We start from the raw sequence: 25,676 nt of genomic DNA on the forward strand, positions 1-25,676 counted from the left end.
CCTTCCTTAGTTTTCTTATTGAACGTGTGTAAGTCGCTTCAGAACTGCCAGTTGAGGCTCAGCCCCACCCCCTGGGTTTTCTCCCGTCCACCCAATTGGCCGTTGTAATCAAGGTTGACTCGCATGGCGGGGCTCAACGCCAGGCTGGCCTGCACGCCGACCAGCGCGGCGTCCCGCAGCAAGGGTGAACTGCCCACGGCGAATGACGGTCCACCGGCGACAAACGCCAGGTGCTCTGCGGATCCGACGGCGGTGAGGCTGTGTTGCCAGCCCAGCGAAGCGGAAAGCTGCAGTGGCTGGTGATCGTTCAGGGCAATGGTTTTCAACGCCCGCACGCCAAGGGTGCCGAGCACGGCGTCCCGGCGATCACTGCCACGCTCAAGCGCGGCGGCGTCGCCTTTTTCGTGGAAGCCGTCACTGTCCAGGTGCACATAGGCCAGGTTGGCGAACGGCTCCAGCGCCAAGGGTTGCAGGTTGATCCGGTAGGCGGCTTCGGAGAACAGTTGCGCCGTGCGCGCCTCCAGTTTGGCTTTCTGCTTGCCGCTGACGGCGCCGTAGTGCAGGTCGCGCGTCACGTCACCACGATGCCAGCTGTAGGCGCCACCGGCACTGATGCGCCAATCACCCAGCTCGCGCCCGACATACGCGCCGAGGTGATAGCTGTCGATGGACGCCGAGGCATGCGTGCCGCTGCCCATATTCAATGAGCTGTCGCTGTAACCGGCGACCAGGCCCACGCGCGTCTGCTCGTCCAGCGCACCATCGACCCCGCCCAGCAGGCCACCGAGGGACGTGGTGGAACCCGCCGTTTCGCTGCGGCTGTCGCGCTTGCCCCAGGCACCGAGTGCCTTGAGCCACAGGTTGCTTTCAGCAGTGACCGGCACGTGGCGCAAGCGCTCGCCCACGGCGTCGCGCACTTGCAGGCTGTCGTTGATCAGCATGGCGCCGATGGCCGGGTAGATTTCACCGGACAGTTGCTGCAAGCCTTGTTGCGCCACCTCGACGGAATCGGACTGCAGGATGCTTTCATACACCGGGTTGCCGGCGCCCAGTTGCTCGGCGGCGATCGCCACATTGCGTTGGTTGCGGGTCGCCGCGACGCTGGCAAACGTGGCGGCGCTGCGGACCACGTCCAATTGCACGCCATTGGCGACGTAACCCAGGGTGCCACCGAGGAACAGGTAGCCGGGCAACACCTGGCCAAATCGGCCCTGGATGCCACCCGACGCCTGAAGGATGCTGTACTGGCGGCCGATCAGGCTTTGCGCCTGTGCGCCGCTGAGCAGGGTCGGGCTGTTTTCCAACGCCAGGCTCACGTTGCCGCCGTCCAGGATCGCCTTGCCCCCGGCGACGATACGGTCGCTACTGGTGGGCGTGAGCTCCACCGCATAGGTGGAACCCGCGCCCAGGTTCACGTCACCCGCCACCTGCAAGGTGCCCACCGAATTGCCCGGCGCCACTCGTCCACCCGTGTTGACCGACAGCGCGCCGATCCGTCCGGAACCGCCCAATGTGCCGCGGTCATTGACGGTCACCGCAGACGTCAGTGAACCGTTGACCGCCAGCAGCCCGCCGTTGACGGTGGTCGCACCGCGATAGGTGCTGTCGCCGTCGAGTACCAGCGTGCCTGCGCCGGACTTGATCAGGCTGCCTTCATAAATCCGTGTCGCGGCCGCCTGGTCGCGTGCTGTGCCGACCGCGTAATCGGTCTGGTCCTGCTGGCTGGCAGCGGCGCCCACACCGTTTTGCCAGCCCTTGTCGATCAGGGTCTGCTGCCAGGCGCTGTGCTCGGCGGCGTCTTGCGCCTGGCGCTGGAGCAGGGCCTGGTCGGAAATGCCATTGCTCCAGACATCGCCCTGCCCGGCAGCCAGGCTGATGTTCATCGGCCCGAGTAACTGCCCCGGACCGTGCATGGCCCGGCCCAGGTCCGGTACGCCCCAACCCACCGTGGTGTTGGGCGCCTGGGTAATCGAACCATCGAGCTGCGTGGCGGTGGTCAGCAGCACCTGCAACGCCTGTTCGTTGGTCATGTAGGGATAACGTTCCATCACCAATGCCAACGCACCCGTGGCATGCGGTGCCGACATCGAGGTGCCGGACTTCACGCCGTAGCCACCGCCGGGAACGGTACTGTTGATCAGCGCGCCCGGCGTAGAAATGCACCAGTACTGGGCAATGCCGCATTTGTTGTATTTCTGGCTATTGGCTTTATCCAGCCCCGATACCGCCAGCCAGTGCCCCTCCAGTTCCGGCTGGAAATACGGCAACGCCGAGCGCACGCTGGCATTCGCGTAACCACTGTTGCCGGCACTGAACACGTTGATGACACCGGCCTTGGCCACGTCCGCCGCCGCATCCAGCCAGGTGCCCTGGTTGTAATGCTGGGCGTAGGCGGCGTGCAGATCACCCAGGGTCTGGTAGCTGACATCCTTGGGTTGGCTGCCCCAACTGTTGTTGATGGCGCGCACGCCGGAATCCACCAGGGCGCTGTACACCGCCTTGAAGTACTTGGGGTCTGGGGTCGGACCAAACAGAAAGCTGTCGTTGGCGTTGGTATTGCCCACGAAGATGTGCGCGTTATAGGCCACGCCGTGCATGCCGACGCCATCACGGGCTGCGCCCATGGTGCCGGTGACATGGGTGCCGTGGGAGTCATTGTTGGGGTTGAGCGCGCCGCTGGTGCTGAAGGGGCGGCCATCGACGTAACTGCCATTGGCGGTGACGGCGTGATAGCGATCCTTGGCGGCTTCCGGGTGGTCGGGATCGAAACCTGAGTCCAGCGCACCGATCTTCACCCCGTTACCCGTGATACCAGCGGCGTAAGCTTCATCCGCCTTCATGCGGCCCAGCCCCCAGTCGCTCTGGAATTCGGCGGAACGCCAACTGGCGGCGTTCCCCGGTTGACCGGCCTCGGTATAGGCAGCCTGCGCCGCAACGGACACCAGCAGCAAGGAACCGGCGGCAAGCGGTTTGAAACGGTGTGAGTCGCAGAGCATTGAAACCCTCCTTATTGTTGTTATGGCGGCTTATTTCATCGGGCCGAACGCTTCATCCACTTTGGCCAGATCGGTATCGCGCAGGTTGCCCGCGTAGTAGTGCAACTTGGTCCAGGCCATCAGGTAGTCATACCGCGCCTGGGCCAGGTCGCGCCGCGTGCTGTAGAGCTGCTGCTCGGCGTTCAAGGCGTCGAGGTTGACCCGCTCGCCGCCGAGGATGCTTTGCTTGGTCGACACCACCAGCGCTTCGGCTGATACCAGGGCTTTCTGATACGCGCGCAATTTGCTCACCCCCGACAGGCAGGCGCTGAACTGCCGGCGCAGTTCGATCAGGGTTTCCCGGGTCTTGCCCTCAAGCTCGTACTCGGCCTGCTCCATGGCGCGGCTGGCCTGGCGGGTGGAGGCCGAGACGCCACCACCGGCATACAGCGGCAGGCTGACTTCGACACCAATGGTGTTGGTGTCGTAGCGCTGGTTGTAAGTGTTACCGCTGTCGGATTCCTGCTGGCGCGAACTGGCATACGCCGTGACCTTGGGCAGATGCCCGGCACGGTTGCGCTCCACTTCATAACGCGCCACTTCCAGGGCCTGGCGCTGGGAGGCCAGCGTGGGGTTGTTGCTGATCGCCAGCTCATGCCAGGTGTCGTAGTTGGCCGGGGTCAGGGTGAACGCGGCAAAACCCTGGTTCAGTGGCGCCAGGTCGTGGATGTCGACGCTCTGTACGCCGATCAAGGCGCCCAGCTCGCGCAAGGACGCGTCCTGTTCATCCAGCGCCTGGATCTCTTCGGCGGTGGCCAGCTCGTAGCGCGATTCGGCTTCCAGAATGTCCGTGCGAGTGCCCTCGCCCTGTTGGAACAAGTGCCGGTTCTGCTGGAACTGTTGCTCGAAGGCCTTCTTCTTGGCGCGGGCGATGTCGATCTGGTCCTGGGCGAACAAGGCCTGGGTGTAGTAGGTCAGCACCCGCACCAGCAACGCCTGGCTCTTGTCACGAAAGCTTTCATCGGCAAACAGCGCCTGGGCCACGCCCTTGCGGTAGTTGGCGTAGGCCTCATAGTCGAACAGCGGCTGTTGCAGGCTGAAGGTGGAGCCGTAGCTGTTGTAGTTACGGTCGTCGTGATAATTGCCACCGCGCCCGTCTGGCAAGGTGGCCTGGGAGTTGTTACGGCCCTTGTTGTAGTTGTACGACAGCCTGGGCAGTAGCCCGGCGCGGCCGATGGTGCGGTTTTCCAGGCCGGCGTCGCGCTCCTTGATCGCACCGAGAAACACCGGATCGTTACGCAGGGCCTGCTCGTACACATCGAACGGGCCCATGGCCGCCTGGGCACTGGCGCAGGTCAACAGCAAGGTAATAAACACGGGTTTCATGCTCATTCCTCGGTCAGCGCCGAGCCGGCACGGTCGAGCAGCGGCTTGAACAGGTAATTGAGCAACGAGCGCTCGCCGGTGCGCACGAACATCTCGGCGGGCATGCCCGGCTTGATCACCAGCCCATGGAGTTTTTCCAAGGCCGCTTCGCTGACCGTGGTGCGCAGCACGTAGTAAGGCGCACCGGTCTTTTCATCGAGCATCTGGTCCGCGGAAATCAGGCTGACCTCCCCCGGCACCCGGGGCGTGCGGCTCTGGTTGAAGGCGGTGAAGAGGATGTCCACCGGCAGGTGCGTGCCGACCTTGTCCACCAGGTGTACCGGCAGGTGCCCTTCCACTTCCAGGCGCGTGCCCTGGGGCACGATTTCCAGCAGGGTTTCGCCGGCGCGGACCACGGCGCCCTCGGTGTGCACGCTGAGATTGACCGCAATGCCATCCGCCGGGGCGTTGATTTCGCTGTGCTGCAGGTCGAACCCGGCCGAGGTGAGTTGCTGCTCCAGGGTCAGGCTGCGCAGTTGCGCATCGGCCAACTGGCTGCGTACCTCTTTTTGATATTCCTCACTGTGTTGTTGCAGCTTGAGGCGCGACTCGAGAATGCCCTGCTCCACACGGCCACTTTCGCCGGTGTTTTGCGCCAGGTCCTGTTGCACCTGGGACAACTGCCGCTGGTACTCCATCAAGCGGTTGCGCGGGATGTAGCCGTTGTCGGCCAGGGGTTGCAGGTTGCTCAGTTGATCGCGCAGGGACTGGGCCTGGGCGGTCAGGTCAGTGCGCGCACGGCGCATACCGCCCAGCTGTGCGGTGGCGCCCTCGATATTGGCGCGGATGCCGGCCTGCTCGCGGGCAAAAGCTTCGCGGCGACTGCTGAACAACTGGCGCTGGCCTTCCAGCACCAACGCCAGGGCGGGGTCGGGATCGGCACTGAGTTCGACGGGAAAGCGGATGCTGGCGAGGTTGTCGCGCTCGCTCTGCCAGCGCGCCACGCTGGCCCAGGCCATGCGGTACTGGGCTTGCAGGGATTGCACGTCGGCCTGGTGCTGGGTCTGGTCAAGGCGGAACAACGGCTGGCCTTGTTTTACAAGCTCGCCCTCCTTCACCAGGATCCGGCTGACGACGCCCGGGCTGAGGGTTTGCACGGCCTTGCGCTTGCCCGACACCACCACCGTGCCCTGTACCGGGATGCCCTGGTCCAGTGGTGCCAGGCTGGCCCACAGGAAAAACCCGCCGGCGCCGACCACGGTCAGCAACCATCCCATGCGCGTAAAAAACCTGGCGTCGTGCTCTTTGAAGCGTGGTTCAACTGTGATGCTGCTCATGCGCCTGGATTCCTTGCGGCCTGGTACTGACGACTGAAACTCACGCCCGTTTTCTCCCTGGGCGTTTCCTGCTGGCCGGACAATGCGCGAAGCACCTCCTGGCTCGGCCCGAACGCTTGCAAATGACCGTCGCTGAGCACCAGCAACTTGTCGGCCTGGGCCAGCGCCGACGAACGATGGGTCACCAGCACCACGCTGCTGCCCTGGGCTTTCATCTGCACGATGGCGCTGGCCAGGGCGGCTTCGCCCACGGTGTCGAGGTTGGAGTTGGGCTCATCCAGCACGATCAGGCGCGGCCCGCCGTACAGGGCGCGGGCCAGGGCCACCCGTTGCTTCTGGCCGCCGGACAGGCCGCCGCCGTTGTCGCCCAGCACGGTGTCGTAGCCCTGGGGCAAACGCAGGATCAGTTCATGTACACCGGCCTGCTGTGCGGCACGCACCACCTGCTCGGGGTCGGCCTCGCGAAAGCGTGCGATGTTGTCGGCGATGCTGCCGCTGAACAACTCGATGTCCTGGGGCAGGTAGCCGATGTGCGGGCCCAGGTCGTCGCGGTCCCAGCGATGGATGTCGGCGCCATCCAGGCGCACGGTGCCAGCCAGTGTCGGCCATACGCCCACCAGCACACGGGCCAGGGTGGATTTGCCGGAGCCCGACGCCCCGAGCACACCGAGCACTTCGCCGGCGCCCAGATTGAAGCTGACCTGGTGCAAGGTCGCCATACGCCGCCCGGGCGGGCCGGCGCTGACCTGTTCGAAGCTGACCTGGCCCTTGGGCGCCGGCAGCTTCATCTGCTCGACCTCCGGGGGGAACTCGCGCAGCAAGTCATCCAGGCGCTGATAGGCCAGCTTGGCCGAACTCCATTGCTTCCACACCGCGATCAACTGGTCGATGGGGCTGAGCACCCGGCCCATCAGGATGGAGCCGGCGATCATCATCCCGGCGGTCATATCGCCCTTGATCACCAGCAACGCCCCCAGGCCGAGCACCAGCGATTGCAGGCACAGGCGCAGGGATTTGCTCAGGGAGGTGATCACCGAGCCGGTATCACTGGCCTTGTTCTGCAAGCCAAGAAACTGCGAATGCAACGCGAACCAACGGCTGCGCAGTGCGCCGAGCATGCCCATGGCCTGGATGGTCTCGGCATTGTGCAGGTGGCTGGTGGCCAGTTGCGTGGATTGCTGGGAGTAACCACTGGCCTCGCCCAAGGGCTTTTTGGTCAGGTATTCATTCAGGCACGCCAGGCCGATCAGCAGCACGGCGCCGGCCGTGGCCAACACGCCAAGCCACACGTTGAACAGGAAAATCACAAACAGGTAGATGGGAAACCACGGCGCATCAAAAAACGCGAACAGCGCCGGCCCGGTGATGAATTGGCGAATATGGGTCAAATCCCCCAGGGACTGCCCGGCGTGCCCCTGGCCGCGTTGCAGGTTGCGTTCGAATGCAGCCTTGTACACGCGCAAGTTGAAACGCCGCTCCAGTTGGCTGCCGATGCGGATCACGATAAAACTGCGGATCACCTCCAGCAGGCCAATAAACGCAAAGAAGCCCACGACCATCAGCGTCAGCATCACCAGGGTGGTTTCATTCTGGGAGGACAGCACGCGGTCATACACTTGCAGCATATAAATCGACGGCACCAGCATCAGCAGGTTGATCAACGCCGTGAAACAGCCAATGCTGATCAAAATACTCTTGTACTCACCCAGCGCCTTGAATAACGGCGCGGCGGCATGGGATTTTGCCATGGTGTCTGATCTTCCTTGAACCAAATTACGCGCAATAGTTTCCCCAGCCCCGGCGAACGAAGCGGTCAACTAATGAAATCAAGTTATTTACTTATAACGGCAACTAAGGTGCGCGTTGCAGTACAACTTCAAGACCCGTCGGTGTGCGGCCTTTATATTCACCTTCTTTCTGTCGGTTGAGGTGAGTAATACCACTGCCTTCGGCGTTCATCAGCCAGATACCGTCGGGTGTTGGCGTCCAGGTCAGAGGCTTGTCGCCCAACCAGTTTGCGACACACGCCACATCGCCGCCCAAGGCATTGGCCTGTTCCAGCAGGTCCAGCGCGCAGACCTGATCCTGCTGGTGCAACTGCCAATGCCCGGCCAACTGGGCGGAGGTAGGTAATACGAGACTGCTCGCCATTGCGTGGGCTCCTGCCGACACGAACATCACCTGCAACACGCAGGCGATCACATTAAACATACGCCGCATCTTCATGCTCCATCCGTAAGGCGCGGCGCCGAAGCGCCGCGCCCGTGCATCACGCTACGATGTCGCTGACCGCAGCCTGGCCGACGGTGGTGACGAGGAAGTCCGCCACGCCGTGCCCGGAGAAGTCCACAGCCAGGGTGCCCAGGTTGGTACCTGCGGCGTAGGTGAGGACTGCATCGCCGGCATGCCCGGTAAAGGCATTGACGAAGGTCAGGCCTGCGCCCTTGGTGATGCCGGACAGGTCGATCTTGTCGGAACCGGAGGTAAAGTCAAAGATCTTGTCCGCCGCGCCCGGCCTGGAATCGGAGCTGGCACCGAACACAAAGGTGTCGTTGCCCGCGCCGCCCCACAATTGGTCCGCCCCGCCGCCACCGTAGATGAGGTCGTTGCCGGCCCCGCCCTTGATCACATTGGCCGCGTTATTGCCGATGATCAAATCGTTGCCGGCACCGCCGAAAGCGTTCTCGACGGTCACGCCCTTGGCGATGGACACGTTGCCCACCAGGCCGCCCACGTCGGAGAACGACGCTTCATTGAGGTTGATCTTCTGGTTCTGGGTGAAGCCGGAGAAGTCCAGGGTGTCGTTGCCACCGCCATCCCACACCGAGAACACCAGCTTGTCGGCATTGGAGGTGGCGCTGTAGAAGTCACGCCCGGTGTTGGAGTTGAAGCCGTAGGTGGTGTCGCCGGCACGGGTGTTGTAGTTGGCGCCGTAGAGCTTCTGGATCGCCGCGATGTCGTCGATCAGCGGAGCGGACGCGTAAGCCTCGACCCCACCCTTGCTGAAGTTCTGGTTGGTGTTGCTCTCGCTCCAGTAGCTCATCAAGCTGTAGCCGCGCGTGTCCTGTCCATAGGTCGCGTCGTTGTAGGTCGGGTTGCCGTTCCCGGCGTTGTAGTCGCCAGGGTGGGCCAGACCCAGGGTATGGCCGATTTCGTGAGTGAGGGTCTGCCGGCCGTAGTTGTTCAGGTCCGGGGTCTTGTTCGGCGTGTAGCTGTTGTTGGTCAGGTACCACGAGGTGCCGTCGTAGCCTGCGCCGGTGCCGGGCAGGTAGGCGAAGGCGGCCGCGCCGTCCTGGCCGCTGCTGTAGTTGCCGAAGGTCATGTGGCCGTCACCGCCGGTGGCTTTCTCGGTGAAGGTGACGTTGGCCACGTCCGCCCAGGATTGCATGGCCAGTACGGCCTGTGCTTTCTGCTGGGCATTGAACTGGCTGAAGCCCGCGATGCCATGTTTGTTCATGGTGCTCGAGGAGGCCGAGGTCAGGAAGGTGTAGGTCAGGTCGATCTTGCCGTTGCCGTCAAAGTCCCGGTACGCGGCGCCGTCGCGCAGCAGCTGGGTGGCCGCCTGGTCAACGGAATAGGAGGGTTTGCCATTGATCGTGAGGTTGCCGCCACGGTCGTACAAATGGCTGAAGCTATCGATTTGCGAGTAAGCGGTGCTGGCTTGCGCCGCCGACACGATAGCCTTGTCTTTTACTTTTGACATAAACGTACTTCCTTGTTTGCAAGTGCATCAGTCTTTGATCGATAGGAACCCCGCGGGCGAGATCGTCCTATCACTCGCCTCTTTTGAAGGCGTAAGAAAACTGACACAACTTGAAATCTTTCGTCTACATCTTTTCCAGCACTAAAAATCGGCAGGCAAACACCCCAGGTAAGTTCCGCTCCATGTTTATTGGGCAGTACCGATGTTGTCCGACAAAAAACACCGCGCCGGTATTTAAATATTAAATAGCACTAATGCCGCTCAAGTTGAGTGGCATTCGCTATTAATGGATCCAATATATTGCCACGGTGCCATTGGCAACATTAAACAGCCACTACTTACAGTCATCAGTAAGTGTGCCCCCTATTTCCGGGACACACTCCAGCCGGTGTTGTGCAATGCCGCCAACAGCGTGTCGGCGTCCAGGCCCGGCACGCGCACGCCTTGATCGGTGAGCATGTCCTCCCCGGCCAGCATCGCATTGACGATTGCCTCCTCCACGGCCTCCGCCGCCGCGCTGAACAGCGGCGAAATATGGTCATTGTTGACCATCTGCAATGCACTGCTGAACGGCAGGCCCTTGCGCCCGTAATCGGCCGGTGGCAAGTCCTGGTTACCCGTGGCAAATGCCAGGAACAGATCGCCGCTGGAGTCCTCGGTGCCGCCGCCGGTGCGGGCGATGCCGATGGATGCACGTTGTGCCAGGCGCTGGCATTGGTGCGGCAGCAACGGCGCGTCTGTGGCGATGATCACCACAATCGAACCCATGCCCGGCGTGCCTTGCTCGGCGAACGGCGACGCAATGTCCGTCAGGCTGCGCCCCACCGGGTAGCCATCCACCCGCAGTTCCTGGCGCTTGCCATGGTTGGCCTGCACCAGCACGCCGACGGTCCAGCCGCCCTGCTCCGCCGGCAGGCACCGCGAGGATGTGCCGATGCCGCCCTTGAACTCGTGGCAGATCATCCCGGTACCTCCGCCGACCGCGCCCTCCTGTACCGGGCCGGTTTCGGCGTTGTCCACCGCTTCACGCACATGCTCGGGCCCCACGTGCTGGCCCCAGATGTCGTTGAGCAGGCCGTCATAGGTTTCCATCACCACCGGCATGCACCAATACACTGCCGGATCGGCCAGGCGCTCGCGCTCCAGGGCAATCAGGCTGTCGCGCACGATGCCGATGCTGTGGGTGTTGGTGATCGCCAGCGGCGTGGTCAACAGCCCCGCTTCGCTGACCCACTCGAGACCGGTGGCGTCACCATTGCCATTGAGCACGTGGTACCCGGCAAAGCACGGTTGCAGGCGTGCTTCTCCCGCGCGCGGCTGGATCACACTGACGCCGGTGCGCACCTGCTTGCCATCGATGCGGGTCTTGAGCGTGCTGTGCCCGACCCGCACCCCCGGCACATCGGTGATGGCGTTCCACTCACCGGGCGTGCCCAGCCCTAACGTGATGCCCAATTGACGTGCGCGCATAACCACTCCTTACAATTTCTGGAAGACCGGACTCAACCGGCCACTGATGCAATACAGGATCACCGACAGGGCCAGCAGGCCGAGGATGATCATGACGTCGCGGATCGAGGCCGCCACGATCAAGGTCATTAACAGATAGCCCGCGCCCAGCACTGCCACCAACGCCGGCAGCGGCCACAGCGGCATGCGGTAGGGATGCTCGCGGTCACGCAGCAGCACGCGGCTCATCAACGCGCTCAACGCCACCACCAGGTACACCAGCATGATCAGCAATACGCTGAACGAGGTCAGGTCGGCCAGGTTGGAGCTGAAACTCAGCAGCGCCGAAGGGATCGCCAGGAACAGCGTCGCCAACCACGGCGAATCCCAGCGCGGGTGAATGCGTGTGAACAGTTTGTTGATGCCCGGCGTCCACAGCGCATCGCGCCCGCTGCTGAACACCACGCGGCCGATCTGGATCACGATGGCGACGATCGCATTGAACACCGACAGGAAGATCCCGGCACTGACCAGGCGTGACAGGGTTTCATTGCCGTGGCTGGTCAGCAGGTAGCCGATGGGGTCAGGGCTGCTGATCATCTCGCTGAGGGACGGCGCGCCGATCAATAGGGCGGTGATTGGCACCAATTCGATGACCACCACCAGGCCCAGGGACCACAGCACCGCCTTGTGCACGCCTTTGCCGCCGCATTTCATGTCTTCGGCGAGCAACACCGCCGGCCCGTAGCCATTGTAGGAAAACAGGCCGATGCCCACGGCACCGATCACCAGGGCCCAGGGCGCCAGGTGCAACACGCCGTTTTCGACGATCTGCGGCTGGAACAGCACGCTGGCCGGTTGCACCGGGTTGCCAAAGCCGATCACCACGATCACCAGCAGCGCTGCGACTTCCAGCAACAGGCAGGTGCCGGTGATCCAGGCATTGAGCTTGATATTGAGGATGCCCAGGGCGTAGCTGCACACCACGATCACCAGGGCCACAGTCTGCGAATCAAACTTCGTGCCCAGGGCGTTATTCAGGTAAGTTGCCGCGCCCGTAGCCAGTACCGGAGGAATAAACAGCAACATCACCAGCACGGTCAGGAACGTCGCATAACCCGCCATGCCGCCGAACACACGCTTGGCGTACACATACTCGCCACCGGCGCTGTTGTGGGCACGGCCCAGTTCGGCGTAGCAAAAGGCAAACATCAGCGCGAGCAGACCGGCCATCACAAACGCCAGGAACACCCCGCTGCCGGCCTGCTGGATGGCAAACGGTGCGATCACAAACACGGAACTGGCCGGCGTCACCGCTGATACGGTAATGGCGACCACATCGAACACACTCAAGGTGGGTTTCAGCACGCCTTCGGGCGTGGGGGAAGTGCTCATATCGTTATCCTCTGTCGTTGTTCTTGGTATGAGGCAGAAACGAAAAATCTGATAAGTCACGGGATATGTTTCCCGCTGAATGATGCGGACGTTAATACGTGAGGGCATGTCGGCCAATTCCCCTATTGGCGTACTCCCCTTGACGCCACCCGGCAAAAGCCGAACCCTTGGCCGATCTTTTTGCCGGCGGGAGCCTGTCACATGAGCCTGTTTCGCGAGGTGGGGATGCACGCCGGTCTGGGCCGCACCGTTGCGCACATCGGCACTGAGCGTTTCTGGAAGCAGTTGGTGCTGTTGCTGCACCAGTGCCTGCCCTTCGATAACGCCCTGGCGATCTTCTACCCCTTGGAGGGCCCGCCACTGGCCCTGGAAGAATACGACGCCCAGCCCAGCAGCAAACCAGCGTCGATGCTGGCGTACCTCAATGGCTTGTATTTGCTCGACCCGTTCTTCCAGGCCTGTCGCGAGGGGTATGCCAGCGGGGTGTACCGCCTGGAGGAAGTGGCGCCGGATCATTTTCGCCAGAGTGAGTACTTCCTCAACTACTTCCACGACAACGTGCTGGAAGACGAGGTGCAATTCATCCTGCAACTGCAGGGCGCCGGGACGTTATCGCTGTCGTTGGGCATGCAGCGGCGCTTCAGCTTTGAGGAAACCGGGTTGATGACCACCGTAGCGGCCTGGGTGTTGCCGCTGATGCAACAGCATTGGCAGCAAAGCACCCAGCGCGCCCCGGCGATGGACAGCCAGATCCGGGATGCGCTGAGTCAGTTCGGCTGCGGGGTGCTCTCGGACCGCGAACTGGAAATCGCCCGCCTGGTGCTGCGCGGGTTCTCGTCCAAGGCCATGGCCGAGCGCCTGAACATCTCGCCGGACACGGTGAAGGTGCACCGTCGGCATTTGTACGCCAAGCTGGATATCTCGTCACAGCCGGAGCTGTTTTCGTTGTTTATCCAGTCGTTGGGGCATGATCTGGAAAATCCCTGAGCTGTGCGTGGGCCGCTCACCGCCCCGCCCTTCAGCGACCCGTGCGAATGGTGTTCCACACCCGTGTACGCACCCGGTCGATATTCAGCGGCATCGCTTCCAACGCGAACAACTTGCCCATCATTACCGGGCTTGGATACACCTTGGTATCCGCCTTGATCGCCGGGTCCACCAGGCTGTCGGCGGCCTGGTTGCCATTGGCGTAATGCACGTAGTTGGTGATGCCGGCCATTACTTCCGGGCGTAGCAGGTAGTTCATGAACGCATAACCAGCTTTTTCATCCGGCGCGTCGGCGGGCATCGCGACCATGTCGAACCAGATGGCGGCGCCTTCCTTGGGGATGTTGTAGCCGATGTTCACGCCGTTCTTGGCTTCCTTGGCGCGGCTTTCGGCTTGCAGGATGTCGCCGGAGAAGCCGACGGCCACGCAGATGTCGCCATTGGCCAGGTCGGCGGTGTATTTCGAGGAGTGGAAGTACGCCACGTAAGGCCGCACTTTCATCAGCAGGTCTTCAGCCTTCTTGTAGTCCTCGGGTTTCTTGCTGTGGTGCGGCAAGCCCAGGTAGTTGAGCGCGGCCGGCAGCAGTTCCGGGCCGTTGTCGAGGATCGCCACCCCGCACTTCTGCAGCTTGGCCATGTTTTCCGGCTTGAAGATCAAGTCCCAGGAATCCACCGGCGCATTGTCGCCCAGTACGGCCTTGACCTTGTCGATGTTGTAGCCGATGCCGGTGCTGCCCCACAGGTACGGGAAACCATGGGCATTGCCCGGGTCGTTGTTTTCCAGGGCCTTGAGCAGCACCGGGTTGAGGTTTTTCCAGTTGGGCAACTGGCTCTTGTCGAGTTTCTTCAAAGCGCCGCCCTGGATTTGCCGCGCCATGAAATGGTTGGACGGGAACACCACGTCGTAGCCGGATTTACCGGTCATCAACTTGCCGTCGAGGGTTTCATTGCTGTCGTACACGTCATAGGTGAAACCGATACCGGTTTCTTTCTGGAAGTTCTTGGTGGTGTCCGGCGCAATGTAGTCCGACCAGTTGTAGATTTTCACCGTCTCGGCGGCCTGGCTGATAGAGGCCACCAACATCAAGGGCAACAGGGCAATGGCTTTCATGGTTCGATTTCCTGGCGGTTTTAGGGCTGTTTTTATGGCAGGCGATCAAGGATCAAAGCGTTACAGGATCAATACATAGGTCTTGCGCACGGTCTCCTGGATATCCCAGATGCCGGTGCTGTTGGCCGGCAACATCAGTGCATCACCGGCTTGTATATGAACGACTTCACCGTTGTCCGGGGTGAAGGTGCAGCGGCCCTGGATAAAGTGGCAGAACTCCTGGGATGTGATCTGTCGACGCCAGCGCCCGGGGGTGCACTCCCAGATGCCGGTCTCGACACCGTCGTCGCGCTCCACGCTCAGTGTCGACGCAACGGCAATGGGTTCGCCCAGGGGCACGGCGACGGGCGATGAGTCCGGCAGGGAGGCGTTCAGCGTGTCTTTGAATTGAGTGATGCTCATGGGCTTTCCCGTGTGGATGAAGTGACTTAGTGCATGAAACCTTCCATGAACCCAGCCACGCTCGTCGCCAGCTTGCGACGCCAAGGCGTGGTATTGGGGTTGGCCAGTACCTGGTCTTCATGGACAAAACTGCGAATGATCGCGTTGTAGCCCAGCCAGCGGCAGGGCTCGGGCTCCCAGGGCTTGAGTGCCTCGAGGCCGCGTTCGCGGATGACCCAGGGTTGATGGGTTAATGGGGTGTCGCGCCCCAGGATCAGGTCGGCCAGGGTGCGGCCGCCCAGGTTGGTCGCGCCAACGCCCTCCCCGCCGTAACCGCCGGACAGCGCGATGCCGGTCTTGTGGTCGCAGAGCATGTGCGGGCGGAAATTGCGCGACATGCCCAGGTTGCCGCCCCAGGAATGGCTGATCCTCACGTTCTTGAGCTGTGGGAACAGTTCACCAAACAGGTAGCGACGCAGCTCGACTTCGCTGTCGGTCAAATCGAAGTCATGGCGCAGCTTCCCGGCAAACTGATAACCGCCGCGCGCACCGAACACCAGGCGGTTGTCCGCTGTACGCTGGCCATAGGTGACCTGGCGACTGCTTTCGCTAAAAGCCTGACCATGGCTCAGGCCGATTTCATCCCAGGTACTGGCCGGCAATGGCTCGGTGGCGACGATCAGGCTTTGCACCGGCAGCTGGTAGCGACCCAGCGGCGGCAAGGTGGTGGCATAGCCTTCCACCGCCGGCACCACCCAGGCGGCACGCACGCTGGCCTTTGCGGTGCGCAGGCTGCCGGACTGCCAGTGGGTGACCGGGCTGTTTTCGTAGATTGTCACGCCCATGCTCTCGACCACCCGCGCCAGGCCGCGCACCAGCTTGGCAGGGTTGATGGTCGCGACGTGGGGGGCGTAAATGCCGCCGTAGGGTTTGGCGATGCGGATCTGTTCGGCCAACTGCTGCGGGCCGAGCCAGCGGTAGTCGGCTTCGGTCAGGCCCTGGGCGTAGAGTTTTTCCAGGTAGCGGCGCAGGCTGCCTTCCTGCTCGGGGTAACGCGCGGCGCAGTACAGCACGCCGCCCTTTCGGTAGTCGCAGTCGATGCCTTCACGTGCCAGCACTTGGGCCACTTCGTCGGGAATGGCGTGCAACAGGTCAAACGACGCACGGCGTTGCTCGGGATTCAGGCCGGCGAGCAAGCGATCTTCGCCCAGCAGATTGCCCATCAGCCAGCCGCCATTGCGACCGGAGGCGCCGAAACCGGCGGTTTGCGCTTCGATAATGGCGATTTTCAGCTCGGGGGCCTGGCGCTTCAGGTAGTACGCCGTCCACAGCCCGGTGTAACCGGCGCCGATAATGGCCACGTTGACGTCCAGGTCATGCTCCAGCGTCGGCCGCGCTTGCAGCGGGTCGTCCAACTGGTCCATCCATAAGCTGATAGTGCGCCATGCCGGCATGCCAGGTTCCCCTACCTCGTTTTGATAGGGTCGATCCTAGAGCGCCGTGTCATGGGTTGTCTTGCGCGCGTGCACGCACAGAAATTTGTTTGACGTAGGCCTTGGGCGACTGGCCCGTATGCTGGCGGAACGCACTGTAGAACGCCGACAGCGAGTTGAAACCGGCAGCAAACGCCAGGTCATCGACCTTTATCGGCGGTGCGGCCTGGTCCAGCGCGGCCAGTAAATGCTGAAGCCTTGCCTGGTTGACGTAACGGTAGAAGCTTTGTCCCAACACCTGGTTCAACAGGTAGGAAATCTGATTGCGGCTGTAGCCGCACTCCTTGGCTACTCGCTGCAGGTCCAGCTCGGGGTCCAGGTAGGGTTGTTTGCGTTCGAAATACTGCTGCAGGTCATTGGCCATGTGCCCCAATTGCTGGGGCGACAGGCCCAGGCGGCTGACAGAGGGCCGTGCGGCCTGGGCCGGCTGTTCATGCACCAGCGAAGCATATTCGTTGACCCGCCAGATCAACCCGTCGCGCACCGTTATGGCTTCGCTGGTGCGGAACGACACCAGGCCCTGGCTGCCCCGCAAGGTGATGCGGTACTGGATGAACGCGGTATCGCCGTCGGCGCGGATACGGTCGCTGTGCTCGATCGCTTCGTCAGCCTGACGGGGCATGCTGGCTTGCAGGTAATCGCGCAAGCCGGCGAAACCGACGACACGGTTCTGGAAAAAGTCGTGGTATTGGATTTCCGGGTGGTAGTAGGACATCACGCCTTCCAGGTCCCGGTGGCGCCAGCAAAGGTGGTGGCGCAACACCAGTTCGCGTGTGGCGCGGGATTGATGGCATTCATCGTCTGCAGCGATGTCGGGCATGGAAGGCTCTGCGGCGGGTAAACCCTGGAGATTGCCGAATTTCTGCGGGTGCTTCAATGGCCAATTGGTACTTCTGACTAATGGCCTATTGCCCAATCACAAGTAGGACATGACCCACATCAACCTTATGGAAAACAACCGCCGAACGGGGCCGAAAAAGTCACCTTGCGGTGACGAACGAATGCTATTTTTAAGCTCTACAACGCCACGACCAGTGAAGGTCGTGGCCCCCTGCCGCGAGCTAAAGGAAGCGCTCAATGAACAAGGTGGGCAACATGAACAAAGTGACGTTCCCCAACGCCTGCCAACTGATGCGCTGGCATTTCCATCCGATGGGCTTCGAGGGCAGCATGGACGCGCCCGGCAGCATGATTGCCCGCCTGTTCGACCGGGCCAGCGGCGAGACGTTGATCGCCATCGCCGGCATCCCTTGCGCCACGGTGATGAATGCCGCCGATGTGGAGCGGATCATCGAGGCGGTGGAGGATGAGTTGGAGTCGTTTGTGCCGCCGCAGTCCCTGCGGGCCTGAACTCGATCCTTCAGACAGCGCCTATCTTCTGTGGGAGGAGGCAAGCCCCCCTCCCACATTTGAATGGCATCGATCTGTTAATTGCGTTGGTCGTCGAAGAAGGCTTTCTTGCCATCTACCCGTTCTGAGGCCTTGGGCGCATTCACTGCCTGGCCTTCGGGCTTTTCCACATACCAGTAGCAATGACTCACCGCCCGGGTGATGCCCACATACGCCAGGCGCAACACCTCGTCTTTCTGGGCGTTGTCATACGGCTCGCTGTCCCCGTCCTTGCCCAGGCCCGCCATGCGGTAGACCTGGTTTTTATACGGGGAATGGGTGACATGCTGGCAATCCCCAAGCAGGAATACCGCATCGGCCTGCAGCCCCTTGGCGCTGTGGTAGGTCAATTGTTTCAGCCTGCGCGCTGGAGGTGGCAAGCTAGAATCCACATTAACTGCAGGCTGGATATGCTCTTGAATCAGTAACTTATCGCTACTTTTTCGATAAAGCATTAACACTGATTTACCGCGTTGGTAATGCTCCAGCAACTGCCGTCCCAATGCAGCGTCGTCGCGCTCCAGCACCTTGACCGGCACCAGATCCTTGGGCGCCCCGCTGGCCTTGGCTTTCTTGCCGGGGATAGCCGGTGCGGCACGCACGATGTGCTCGGCCGCGTCGATGATGTGCTGGTGACTGCGGTAGTTCTCGCCCAGCATCACTCGGGTGGTGGCCGGCGACGGGAACTCCTTGTTGAATTCCATGAAGTACTTGGGCGAACTCCCACGCCAGCCGTAGATCGACTGCCAGTCATCCCCCACACACAACAGTGATGAATGCTGGGCGCCGCGCCCGACGTGCATGGCCGGGCCACGGCTGCGGATCTCACGCAGGCTGGCGCGGATCCACGAGACGATCTGTGGCGAAACATCCTGAAACTCGTCGATCATCAGGTGCGACAGCGGCCGTAACAACGGATCGCTGAGCAGCTTGAGGTTTTCCGGGGTGTTCTCGCCGAACAGCGAAAACATGCGGTTGTAGGTCATGATCGGCGGCGACTGGTCCAGCAGGTGATCTTCCAGGGCCTTCCAGAAAATGCTCAGGGCCTCGAAGAAGAAGCGGTCTGGATCATCCTTGGCGAAACTCATCTGCCCAACCGCGGTAGGCACATCCAGCCCGAGGTTCTCGATAAAGCCGGCCGCCATCACGAAACTGTCCAGCAACGGCGCCGACGCCAGCTCGCCTTTGACTTTGTAATCGAAGCCTGGCCCGGCAGCGGCATCACCGGCCAGGCTACTCAAAAGGCGTTTTGATGATTCGTAGCTATCGAGCCATATCAATGGCTTACGACAGAAAGCTTGAAACAGTGTGCGCTTTACCGCCCACTCGGCGCGCACTGACAGTTTCGCGTTGGGCCGGCTGAGCTGAGCATTTTCCCGAGCATCGAAACCCAGCACCACCCAGGCGTCCAGCTCGGGGATATAGCCATGGCAATGAAATTGCGCGCCATTGATCTCCACGGTCTGGCGATTGGGTTCGATGCCTTTGATCGGCCAGGCACCGGCGCGGAACCACAGGTCCTCGATCACATCACAGAGTTCTTCATCACGCTTGGCTGCCAGTTCGGTCACCGCTACGCGTTTTTGTACGTCAGGGTGATCACGCTCCAACTCCTTGAGCTGCAGCCCATGGCGCGCCAGCGGCGCAATCAGCTCGCGAAAGCGTGCGTGCCGCCCGTGCAGGTGGTGATAACAGGCATTCATCTGCTGGCGTTGGGCGTCGTTGATACGCAAGTCAAAGGGGTTGCTGTCGGCGTCGTCAAAACCCGAGCTGAGGTTTTCGAACGCTTGCAGGCGTTCAAAGCCCGGCAGGCTGCGCACCATCGGCAGAATGCGCGAGTGAAAGGTGCGCACCACGGCCTGCGCTTCTTTCATACCCAGGGGTCGGCCCCACAGGCTGAGAATTTCCATGAGCTTGTTGATGAAGTCTTTGCGCGACTCCCGGGTAAAGGTCACCACCGTCATCGAACTCAGCTCAAAGCCCAGATAATGGGTCAACAACAGGATACGCAGCACCAGCGAGGTGGATTTACCCGCGCCAGCTCCGGCAATCACCGACGTTGAGGGCGTATCGCTGAAAATCATCTTCCATTGCGCCGCACTGGGCTGGGCATGGGCCGGCAGCAATCGCGCGACATCTGCCTTGATACGCTTCTTCAACTCGGCGGTGAGCGGCAGGCGCCAATCATCGAACAGGCTATCGTCCACGCCCGGCGCACGGTGCTCATCCGGGCGGAAATCACGAATCAACAGGACCTGCCGGCCTTCCTCGATGCCGTCGGCCTTGCCTTCGCGGTAACCGTACTCCACGCCCGCCTCGTGCCCACTGCGAAAACCGTCGGCCTGTCCGTGCAACCAGGAAAACCGGTGCTGGGCGCGCAAGCGGGTCAGGCCGTGGCCAAACAGGCGCGCGGCCAGGCGTTTCAATAGCGGCATTTCGGCCAAGGGGCGCAGTTCGGGAGGAAGATCAGGCTTTTGTTGCGACACGCGGACTCCTGCGATGAGCTGGGTTCTGACAAGTGCGCCATGGTCGCCGGAATCGACGTTCAGTGCCAGCCAATTGCTTTGCGGTCATGCAGTTAGGCGATGAACTGAAAGTCAAAACGCCGCTAACCAATCCATTAAATCGATAGGAATCAGGCATTTTTTACGCTTTTTATCGATCATGGGCTGCAGGATCATAGGGCCATCCACAGGAGACGATCATGCTTGAACTTCGACCTTTCAAATCCCTGGGCGGTGCCCACCATGGCTGGCTTGACGCCCATCACCACTTTTCGTTCGCCGAGTATCACGACCCCAAGCGCATGCACTGGGGCAACCTGCGGGTGTGGAACGACGACATCATTGCGCCTGGCACCGGCTTCCCGCAGCACCCGCACCGCGACATGGAGATCATCACCTATGTGCGTGAAGGTGCGATCAGCCATGCCGATAACCTTGGCAATAAAGGCCGTACCGAGGCCGGCGATCTACAGGTGATGAGCGCGGGCACCGGCATCGCCCACAGCGAGTACAACCTGGAAGATGCGCCGACCAAGATTTTCCAGATCTGGATTATTCCGAATGAAGCCGGTTTGCCGCCTTCGTGGGGCGCCAAGCCATTTCCGAAAGGTGATCGTGAGGGGTTTATGACACTGGCCAGCGGCAAGGCCGGGGACAACGAGAGCCTGCGCATTCGTGCGGATGCGCGGCTGGTGGCAGCGAACCTGAAAGCTGGGGAAAGTGCTGAATACCGGCTGGACGGCGGACGCCGTGCGTACCTGGTACCGGCGACGGGCGTGATTGAAGTCAATGGCTTGCGCGCACAAGCTCGAGACGGTGTGGCTGTAGAGAATGAACAGGTATTGCGGGTAACCGCGATCGAGGACAGCGAAATCGTCCTGGTAGACCTGGCCTGACCTCGATCAACTGTGGGAGGGGGCTTGCCCCCGATGGCTGTGTTTCAGAAAAAGAGATGCAAACTGACACGCCGCTATCGGGGGCAAGCCCCCTCCCACATTGTTATTACGGCGTTATCCGGAGATGGCGCCGTCGACCAGCACTTGCGCCTCTTCCACCAACTGCTTGAGGTGATCCTCACCGATAAAGCTCTCGGCGTAGATCTTGTAGATATCCTCGGTGCCCGATGGCCGCGCGGCAAACCAGCCGTTGTCGGTCATCACCTTCAAGCCGCCGATCGCCTGGTTGTTGCCCGGTGCGTGACTGAGGATCTGCTGAATGCGTTCCCCGGCCAGTTCGGTCGAGGTCACCTGATCCGGCGACAGCTTGCCCAGCAAGGCTTTCTGCGCCGGGGTGGCCTTGGCGTCTACACGAATCGCGAACGGCTCGCCGAGGGCATCGGTCAGGCCGCGGTAGAGCTGGCTCGGGTCCTGGCCTTTGCGCGAGGTCATTTCCGCGGCCAGGAGTGCTGGGATCAGGCCGTCCTTGTCGGTGCTCCAGACCGTGCCGTCCTTGCGCAGGAACGAGGCGCCGGCACTTTCTTCGCCGCCAAAGCCCAGCGAGCCTTCGAACAGGCCATCGGCAAACCACTTGAAGCCGACCGGCACTTCGTACAGGCGACGGCCGATGCGGGCCGCCACGCGGTCGATCAAGCCGCTGCTGACCACGGTCTTGCCCACCGCCGCGTCTACGCGCCAGTCCGGACGGTTCTGGAACAGGTAGTCGATGGACACCGCCAGGTAGTTGTTCGGCGCCAGCAGGCCGCCGGACGGCGTGACGATACCGTGACGGTCATGGTCCGGGTCGCAGGCGAAGGCCACGTCGAACCGTTCCTTGAGGCCGATCAGGCCCTGCATGGCGTAGCTGGAGGATGGGTCCATGCGGATCTGGCCGTCCCAGTCGACGCTCATGAAGCGGAAAGTCGCGTCGACTTCGGTGTTCACTACGTTCAGGTTCAAGCGGTAGTGCTCGGCAATCGCCGACCAGTAGCGCACCCCTGCTCCACCCAGCGGATCCACGCCCAGGCGCAGGTCGGCGCTGCGGATGGCGTCCATGTCGATCACGTTGACCAGGTCGGCCACATAGCTGTTGAGGTAATCGTGGCGATGGGTGGTGTCGGCCTTGAGCGCCTGCGCGTGAGTGATGCGCTTGACCCCGGCCAGTTTGTTCGCCAGCAGTTCATTGGCCTTGGCTTCGATCCACTTGGTCACGTGGGTATCGGCCGGGCCGCCATTGGGTGGGTTGTACTTGTAGCCGCCACTCTGCGGCGGGTTATGCGACGGCGTGATGACGATGCCGTCAGCCAAACCGGTGGTTCGACCACGGTTGTAGCAGATGATCGCGTGGGAAATCGCTGGGGTGGGTGTGTATTCATCGCCTTCGGCGAGCATCACGTGCACGCCGTTGGCGGCCAGCACTTCCAGGGCGCTGGCACCGGCAGGCGTCGACAACGCATGGGTGTCCAGGCCGACAAACAGCGGGCCGTTGATGCCCTGGGCTTCGCGATACAGGCAGATCGCTTGGCTGATGGCGAGCACATGCCACTCGTTGAAGCTCAGTTCGAACGAGCTGCCACGGTGCCCGGACGTACCGAACGCCACGCGCTGGGTGGAGATTGCTGCATCAGGCTGGCCGGTATAGTAGGCCGTGACCAGTCGCGGGATATCCACCAGCAACTGGGCTGGCGCCGGCTTGCCCGCAAAAGGACTGATTGTCATGCATAAACCTCGGAAAGAAGGATTCGGAAAAGATGGCAGTTTACTGAGAGTTGGACTACTGCGCGACGGTATCGATCCCACAGCAGTAAGAGAAACTTCACGCAATCATCCCATTTGAGCCTGACGCAGGGCCTCGCTTATGGCAGCCAAGGCGATCTCCAGGTTGGGCTGCCCATGAAAGGTATGGCTCACGCGCAAGTGCTGATGATGCAGCCCACTGACACTGAACAGCTCACCGGGTGCAATCACGACCTGCTGGGCAAGCAGGCGCTTGAAGACCTGACGCATGTCGACGGCCTGGGTGGAACCCAGCCAGAACGCCGCCCCGGCAGTCGGCATCCGATAACTCACCTGCTGCCCCAGATGCTGGTCAAGGCGCCCGCTCATTTCAGCCGCTTGTGCCTGCAGTAGTTGGCGTAATGCCCGCAAGTGCGGGTCTATTCGCCCGCTCTGATAAAGGCGGGCGATGGCGCGCTGGCGGATCGACGATAAGCGGAATGAGCGCAGCAGAAACTGGCGCTGCAACTCACTGCTCATGCGCCGAGATAACAGATAGCCGTAGGGCGCTTCCGCCCCCAGTATCTTCTCGAACGAGGAAAACACCATCAGGCGCTCCGGGTTCACCCACTCGCGCAGGGCCGCCTGGGGCTCCTTGAAACCCAGCTCGCCAAAGGTGTCGTTTTCCAGCAGCCAGCAACCGTATCGGTCCAGCATCTGTGCCAGGCTGAGACGGTCATGGGCAGGCAGGGCATTGCCTGATGGCAGGCTGACCTTTGACGACAGCAATACCAGATGCACCGGCTCAGCGCGCAACAGTTGGTCAAGGGTCGTCAGGTCCAGGCGCCCTTCCGGGGTCCAGGGCAACTCGATGATGCGCACCGCGCAATCCTGGAACAGGCGCAAAATCAGCCAGTCACAGGGGGATTCAACAATCACCGTGGTCCCCCTGAGGCCCAGCACCTCAATCAGGATATCCAGCACCCCGCGCAGGTCGGCACCGATGTAGATGTCGTCGGCGTGCCAGCAACGCGTGGGCGACGAGGTGTACCGCGCCGCCAGCGCCGCACGCAGTTCCCACACGCCACACGGCTGTGACCAGGGTTGCAGATGACGTGGGTACTGGCGCACCAGCTCCCGTTCGAGGCGCAACAGCGCCCCATCCAGCGAAGCCAGCAGCGCCGGTTCATCGCCGCTGAACACCGCCATGCATGGGTTGCGTGCCGCCGCGTAGAGCCGGTCAAGCAAATCGCCGCCGCCCCCAGCCACGGTGCTTGATGAAAGCGGCCAGGCGTAATAACCCGACTTGGCCACCGAGTAGACTCTGCCCTCCTTCTCAAGCAGCGAGTAGGCGTATTGGATCGTCGAGATCGATACGTTCGGGCGCCTCGCCAATTGCCGCAGCGATGGCAGCTTTACACGGGTATCGGTGCTGACTTCGTTGATCAGGTTGATCATGTAGCGGTAGACCGCCTGATACGCGAAGTCGGCTTGTCGCTCGCCGCGCAGCGTCATCGCCCGGACAATTGGCAAGCGGGCGTGTTGCCATGGGCCATGACGCCTGCATTGTGCGATTTCCCACTCGCGCCGGGCACCGGACGCTTGCGATAGAGGTGCTGCAACAAGGGCATCGGCAGGCCACTGGTGTCGCTGACCCACTGTTGCAACATGTCAGCCGATTGCTTGCCCTGCAGAACCTTGTGCAGCTCAGGCAAGGCCACCAGCATGCCAGGGTGGCATTGACGCAAATAACCTTCCAGCCGCTCCCCATGGTGGATAAACGGCGAGAACAGCAGGCACACCAACTGTGTTTCATCCAGCCCAAAGAACTGCTGCGCGGCGGTACTCGGCAGGGCAGCGTCTTCACCGATGCCCACCTGCGCCAGCCACTCCTCGGGCAGGTGCTGGCGACGCAGGAACTGCGAGGCCTGGCGGATAAAGCCGTGCACCCCCTCTTCGTAGTCAAGGTCTCGCAGGCAACGGGCCTGCAAGCCACGCAGATGAGCCATCATCCGAGGGTTGGAATAGGTAGGATGGCTGAAATGGAAACCCAGTGGGTCCGGGGTAAAAGCCATGAACTCTGTCAATATCGGCGACATTTGCGTATCCACGTCCTCCAGCAGGTCGGCAATGCTGATGTAAGCCAAGTGACGGTGACCCGCCTTGCTGGGGTTGGCACTGGCGACATAATGTTCACCGTACACCTCGCGGTAGTAGCTGGTGCTCCACTCGTCCATGCGCGCAAACAACCCGGTGAGTGACAACGGCCAAGTGCTGGCGATCGGAACGCCGGCGCTCTGGGCTGTTTTCTTCAGCCAGGCCAGAAACTGCCCTTGCTTGCGCGGGGAATCACCACTGACCAGGGCATGCACCCCGCCATTCCAGGTGGTCACGCGCTGGTAGAAATCCCCGAGTGCCAGATACGTGTCGCTGCACAAAGTGGCACGGCAATCACCTGAGCTCAGGTGGCCGATCATCAGCATGTTGCGCTGGCTGGTTTCTCGCCCCATGGCAGAGACCGGCCGTTGATGGTTGAAGGGCAGTACTTCCTGATTCTCCACCATCAGCAGTTCAACCCTCGGATCATCGTGCAGGAACAAGCGCCCGTAACCCTGATTGAGGCTGTCGAGCCTGCTGTCGGTCATGCCCGAATGGCGCAACGTTGCCACCCGCAGCTTGAAGGTTCGTGGCGCTCGCCCGGCGATGGTCAGCTGTGCAGCACGCAGCAATGCCAAGGTACAGCTGCTGACTTCGCCTCCACCATGGGCCATCAACACTTTGTATTCTCCCACCTGCTCCATGCCACCCGCGGCCACGACAATTCGCTGGACCAACAACTGAAGCGCTGTTCGCTCCGCACGATTAAAGTGCCCGATCAAACGCTGCAGAACTTGCTGGTAAACATAATTCATAGCCTGTTCGTGAATAGTGCTCAT

The 25,676-nt window shown here is 61.7% G+C and carries 19 protein-coding genes; 3 read left to right on the forward strand and 16 right to left on the reverse strand.

Features of this window, described 5'->3' with window-relative positions; genetic code table 11:
• Positions 1–38 precede the first annotated feature (38 nt).
• From K5K89_RS16315 to K5K89_RS16350, 8 genes are all read right to left on the reverse strand, one after another.
• Positions 39–2,996 carry an autotransporter serine protease gene (locus K5K89_RS16315; RefSeq protein ID WP_222539793.1) on the reverse strand — a complete coding sequence of 986 codons (2,958 nt, stop codon included), beginning with the start codon at positions 2,994–2,996 and terminating at the stop codon, positions 39–41.
• A gap of 30 nt (positions 2,997–3,026) precedes the next feature.
• Positions 3,027–4,361: a TolC family outer membrane protein gene (locus K5K89_RS16320; RefSeq protein ID WP_222539794.1), complete on the reverse strand. Its 1,335-nt coding sequence runs from the start codon at positions 4,359–4,361 to the stop codon at positions 3,027–3,029.
• Between the two features lie 2 nt (positions 4,362–4,363).
• A complete protein-coding gene (locus K5K89_RS16325; RefSeq protein WP_071488358.1) occupies positions 4,364–5,677 on the reverse strand; it encodes an HlyD family type I secretion periplasmic adaptor subunit in 1,314 nt (437 codons plus the stop codon).
• Positions 5,674–7,425, reverse strand: a complete 1,752-nt coding sequence (locus K5K89_RS16330) for a type I secretion system permease/ATPase (RefSeq protein WP_071488359.1) — start codon at positions 7,423–7,425, stop codon at positions 5,674–5,676. The genes K5K89_RS16325 and K5K89_RS16330 overlap by 4 nt, the downstream gene beginning before the upstream one ends.
• A gap of 103 nt (positions 7,426–7,528) precedes the next feature.
• Positions 7,529–7,903 (reverse strand): protease inhibitor Inh/omp19 family protein, encoded by a 375-nt coding sequence (locus K5K89_RS16335; protein WP_092243428.1) that lies wholly within the window; start codon positions 7,901–7,903, stop codon positions 7,529–7,531.
• Positions 7,904–7,946: 43 nt separating this feature from the next.
• Positions 7,947–9,380 carry a serralysin family metalloprotease gene (locus tag K5K89_RS16340; protein ID WP_071488361.1) on the reverse strand — a complete coding sequence of 478 codons (1,434 nt, stop codon included), beginning with the start codon at positions 9,378–9,380 and terminating at the stop codon, positions 7,947–7,949.
• Between the two features lie 363 nt (positions 9,381–9,743).
• Positions 9,744–10,850: a P1 family peptidase gene (locus K5K89_RS16345; RefSeq protein WP_222539795.1), complete on the reverse strand. Its 1,107-nt coding sequence runs from the start codon at positions 10,848–10,850 to the stop codon at positions 9,744–9,746.
• Between the two features lie 9 nt (positions 10,851–10,859).
• Positions 10,860–12,224: an APC family permease gene (locus K5K89_RS16350; RefSeq protein WP_222539796.1), complete on the reverse strand. Its 1,365-nt coding sequence runs from the start codon at positions 12,222–12,224 to the stop codon at positions 10,860–10,862.
• Positions 12,225–12,425: 201 nt separating this feature from the next.
• Here K5K89_RS16350 and K5K89_RS16355 point away from each other — a divergent pair, with 201 nt between their 5' ends.
• Positions 12,426–13,211, forward strand: a complete 786-nt coding sequence (locus tag K5K89_RS16355) for a helix-turn-helix transcriptional regulator (RefSeq protein WP_222539797.1) — start codon at positions 12,426–12,428, stop codon at positions 13,209–13,211.
• Between the two features lie 31 nt (positions 13,212–13,242).
• Here K5K89_RS16355 and K5K89_RS16360 read toward each other — a convergent pair whose 3' ends face one another.
• The 4 genes from K5K89_RS16360 to K5K89_RS16375 are packed head-to-tail and all read right to left on the reverse strand — an operon-like array spanning position 13,243 to position 17,016.
• On the reverse strand, positions 13,243–14,322 hold the full coding sequence (locus K5K89_RS16360; protein WP_222539798.1) for a polyamine ABC transporter substrate-binding protein: 1,080 nt from the start codon (positions 14,320–14,322) through the stop codon (positions 13,243–13,245).
• Between the two features lie 60 nt (positions 14,323–14,382).
• Entirely contained in the window at positions 14,383–14,724 is a 342-nt protein-coding gene (locus K5K89_RS16365) for a cupin domain-containing protein (RefSeq protein WP_222539799.1), read from the reverse strand.
• A gap of 26 nt (positions 14,725–14,750) precedes the next feature.
• Positions 14,751–16,157, reverse strand: a complete 1,407-nt coding sequence (locus K5K89_RS16370) for an NAD(P)/FAD-dependent oxidoreductase (protein WP_222539800.1) — start codon at positions 16,155–16,157, stop codon at positions 14,751–14,753.
• Positions 16,158–16,206: 49 nt separating this feature from the next.
• A complete protein-coding gene (locus tag K5K89_RS16375) occupies positions 16,207–17,016 on the reverse strand; it encodes a helix-turn-helix transcriptional regulator (protein ID WP_222539801.1) in 810 nt (269 codons plus the stop codon).
• Positions 17,017–17,273: 257 nt separating this feature from the next.
• Between K5K89_RS16375 and K5K89_RS16380 the strand changes: the two genes are divergently transcribed.
• Entirely contained in the window at positions 17,274–17,546 is a 273-nt protein-coding gene (locus K5K89_RS16380) for a DUF1652 domain-containing protein (protein WP_058425948.1), read from the forward strand.
• Between the two features lie 77 nt (positions 17,547–17,623).
• On the opposite strand, the gene K5K89_RS16385 is transcribed toward K5K89_RS16380, so the two are convergent.
• Positions 17,624–20,071: a UvrD-helicase domain-containing protein gene (locus K5K89_RS16385; RefSeq protein WP_222539802.1), complete on the reverse strand. Its 2,448-nt coding sequence runs from the start codon at positions 20,069–20,071 to the stop codon at positions 17,624–17,626.
• 218 nt (positions 20,072–20,289) lie between these two features.
• On the opposite strand from K5K89_RS16385, the gene K5K89_RS16390 reads away from it, so the two are divergent.
• Positions 20,290–20,985 (forward strand): pirin family protein, encoded by a 696-nt coding sequence (locus K5K89_RS16390; RefSeq protein ID WP_222539803.1) that lies wholly within the window; start codon positions 20,290–20,292, stop codon positions 20,983–20,985.
• Between the two features lie 114 nt (positions 20,986–21,099).
• Here K5K89_RS16390 and pgm read toward each other — a convergent pair whose 3' ends face one another.
• The 3 genes from pgm to K5K89_RS16405 form a co-directional block, all read right to left on the reverse strand.
• On the reverse strand, positions 21,100–22,743 hold the full coding sequence (gene pgm / locus K5K89_RS16395; protein WP_222539804.1) for a phosphoglucomutase (alpha-D-glucose-1,6-bisphosphate-dependent): 1,644 nt from the start codon (positions 22,741–22,743) through the stop codon (positions 21,100–21,102).
• 105 nt (positions 22,744–22,848) lie between these two features.
• Positions 22,849–24,255 (reverse strand): PLP-dependent aminotransferase family protein, encoded by a 1,407-nt coding sequence (locus K5K89_RS16400; protein ID WP_222539805.1) that lies wholly within the window; start codon positions 24,253–24,255, stop codon positions 22,849–22,851.
• A complete protein-coding gene (locus tag K5K89_RS16405; protein WP_222539806.1) occupies positions 24,252–25,676 on the reverse strand; it encodes a hypothetical protein in 1,425 nt (474 codons plus the stop codon). The genes K5K89_RS16400 and K5K89_RS16405 overlap by 4 nt, the downstream gene beginning before the upstream one ends.

This window comes from Pseudomonas sp. DR208, assembly GCF_019823005.1.
GTDB lineage: Bacteria > Pseudomonadota > Gammaproteobacteria > Pseudomonadales > Pseudomonadaceae > Aquipseudomonas > Aquipseudomonas extremorientalis.

Excerpts from the sequence above, each read along its gene's own strand:
- K5K89_RS16340 (WP_071488361.1), bottom strand. The coding sequence starts at position 9,380 with ATGTCAAAAGTAAAAGACAAGGCTATCGTGTCGGCGGCGCAAGCCAGC.
- K5K89_RS16370 (WP_222539800.1), bottom strand. The coding sequence starts at position 16,157 with ATGCCGGCATGGCGCACTATCAGCTTATGGATGGACCAGTTGGACGAC.
- K5K89_RS16360 (WP_222539798.1), bottom strand. The coding sequence starts at position 14,322 with ATGAAAGCCATTGCCCTGTTGCCCTTGATGTTGGTGGCCTCTATCAGC.
- K5K89_RS16355 (WP_222539797.1), top strand. The coding sequence starts at position 12,426 with ATGAGCCTGTTTCGCGAGGTGGGGATGCACGCCGGTCTGGGCCGCACC.
- K5K89_RS16390 (WP_222539803.1), top strand. The coding sequence starts at position 20,290 with ATGCTTGAACTTCGACCTTTCAAATCCCTGGGCGGTGCCCACCATGGC.
- K5K89_RS16335 (WP_092243428.1), bottom strand. The coding sequence starts at position 7,903 with ATGAAGATGCGGCGTATGTTTAATGTGATCGCCTGCGTGTTGCAGGTG.
- K5K89_RS16365 (WP_222539799.1), bottom strand. The coding sequence starts at position 14,724 with ATGAGCATCACTCAATTCAAAGACACGCTGAACGCCTCCCTGCCGGAC.
- K5K89_RS16345 (WP_222539795.1), bottom strand. The coding sequence starts at position 10,850 with ATGCGCGCACGTCAATTGGGCATCACGTTAGGGCTGGGCACGCCCGGT.
- K5K89_RS16380 (WP_058425948.1), top strand. The coding sequence starts at position 17,274 with ATGAACAAGGTGGGCAACATGAACAAAGTGACGTTCCCCAACGCCTGC.
- K5K89_RS16400 (WP_222539805.1), bottom strand. The coding sequence starts at position 24,255 with ATGACGCTGCGCGGCGAGCGACAAGCCGACTTCGCGTATCAGGCGGTC.
- K5K89_RS16315 (WP_222539793.1), bottom strand. The coding sequence starts at position 2,996 with ATGCTCTGCGACTCACACCGTTTCAAACCGCTTGCCGCCGGTTCCTTG.
- K5K89_RS16375 (WP_222539801.1), bottom strand. The coding sequence starts at position 17,016 with ATGCCCGACATCGCTGCAGACGATGAATGCCATCAATCCCGCGCCACA.
- K5K89_RS16325 (WP_071488358.1), bottom strand. The coding sequence starts at position 5,677 with ATGAGCAGCATCACAGTTGAACCACGCTTCAAAGAGCACGACGCCAGG.
- K5K89_RS16320 (WP_222539794.1), bottom strand. The coding sequence starts at position 4,361 with ATGAAACCCGTGTTTATTACCTTGCTGTTGACCTGCGCCAGTGCCCAG.
- K5K89_RS16350 (WP_222539796.1), bottom strand. The coding sequence starts at position 12,224 with ATGAGCACTTCCCCCACGCCCGAAGGCGTGCTGAAACCCACCTTGAGT.
- K5K89_RS16330 (WP_071488359.1), bottom strand. The coding sequence starts at position 7,425 with ATGGCAAAATCCCATGCCGCCGCGCCGTTATTCAAGGCGCTGGGTGAG.
- pgm (WP_222539804.1), bottom strand. The coding sequence starts at position 22,743 with ATGACAATCAGTCCTTTTGCGGGCAAGCCGGCGCCAGCCCAGTTGCTG.
- K5K89_RS16405 (WP_222539806.1), bottom strand. The coding sequence starts at position 25,676 with ATGAGCACTATTCACGAACAGGCTATGAATTATGTTTACCAGCAAGTT.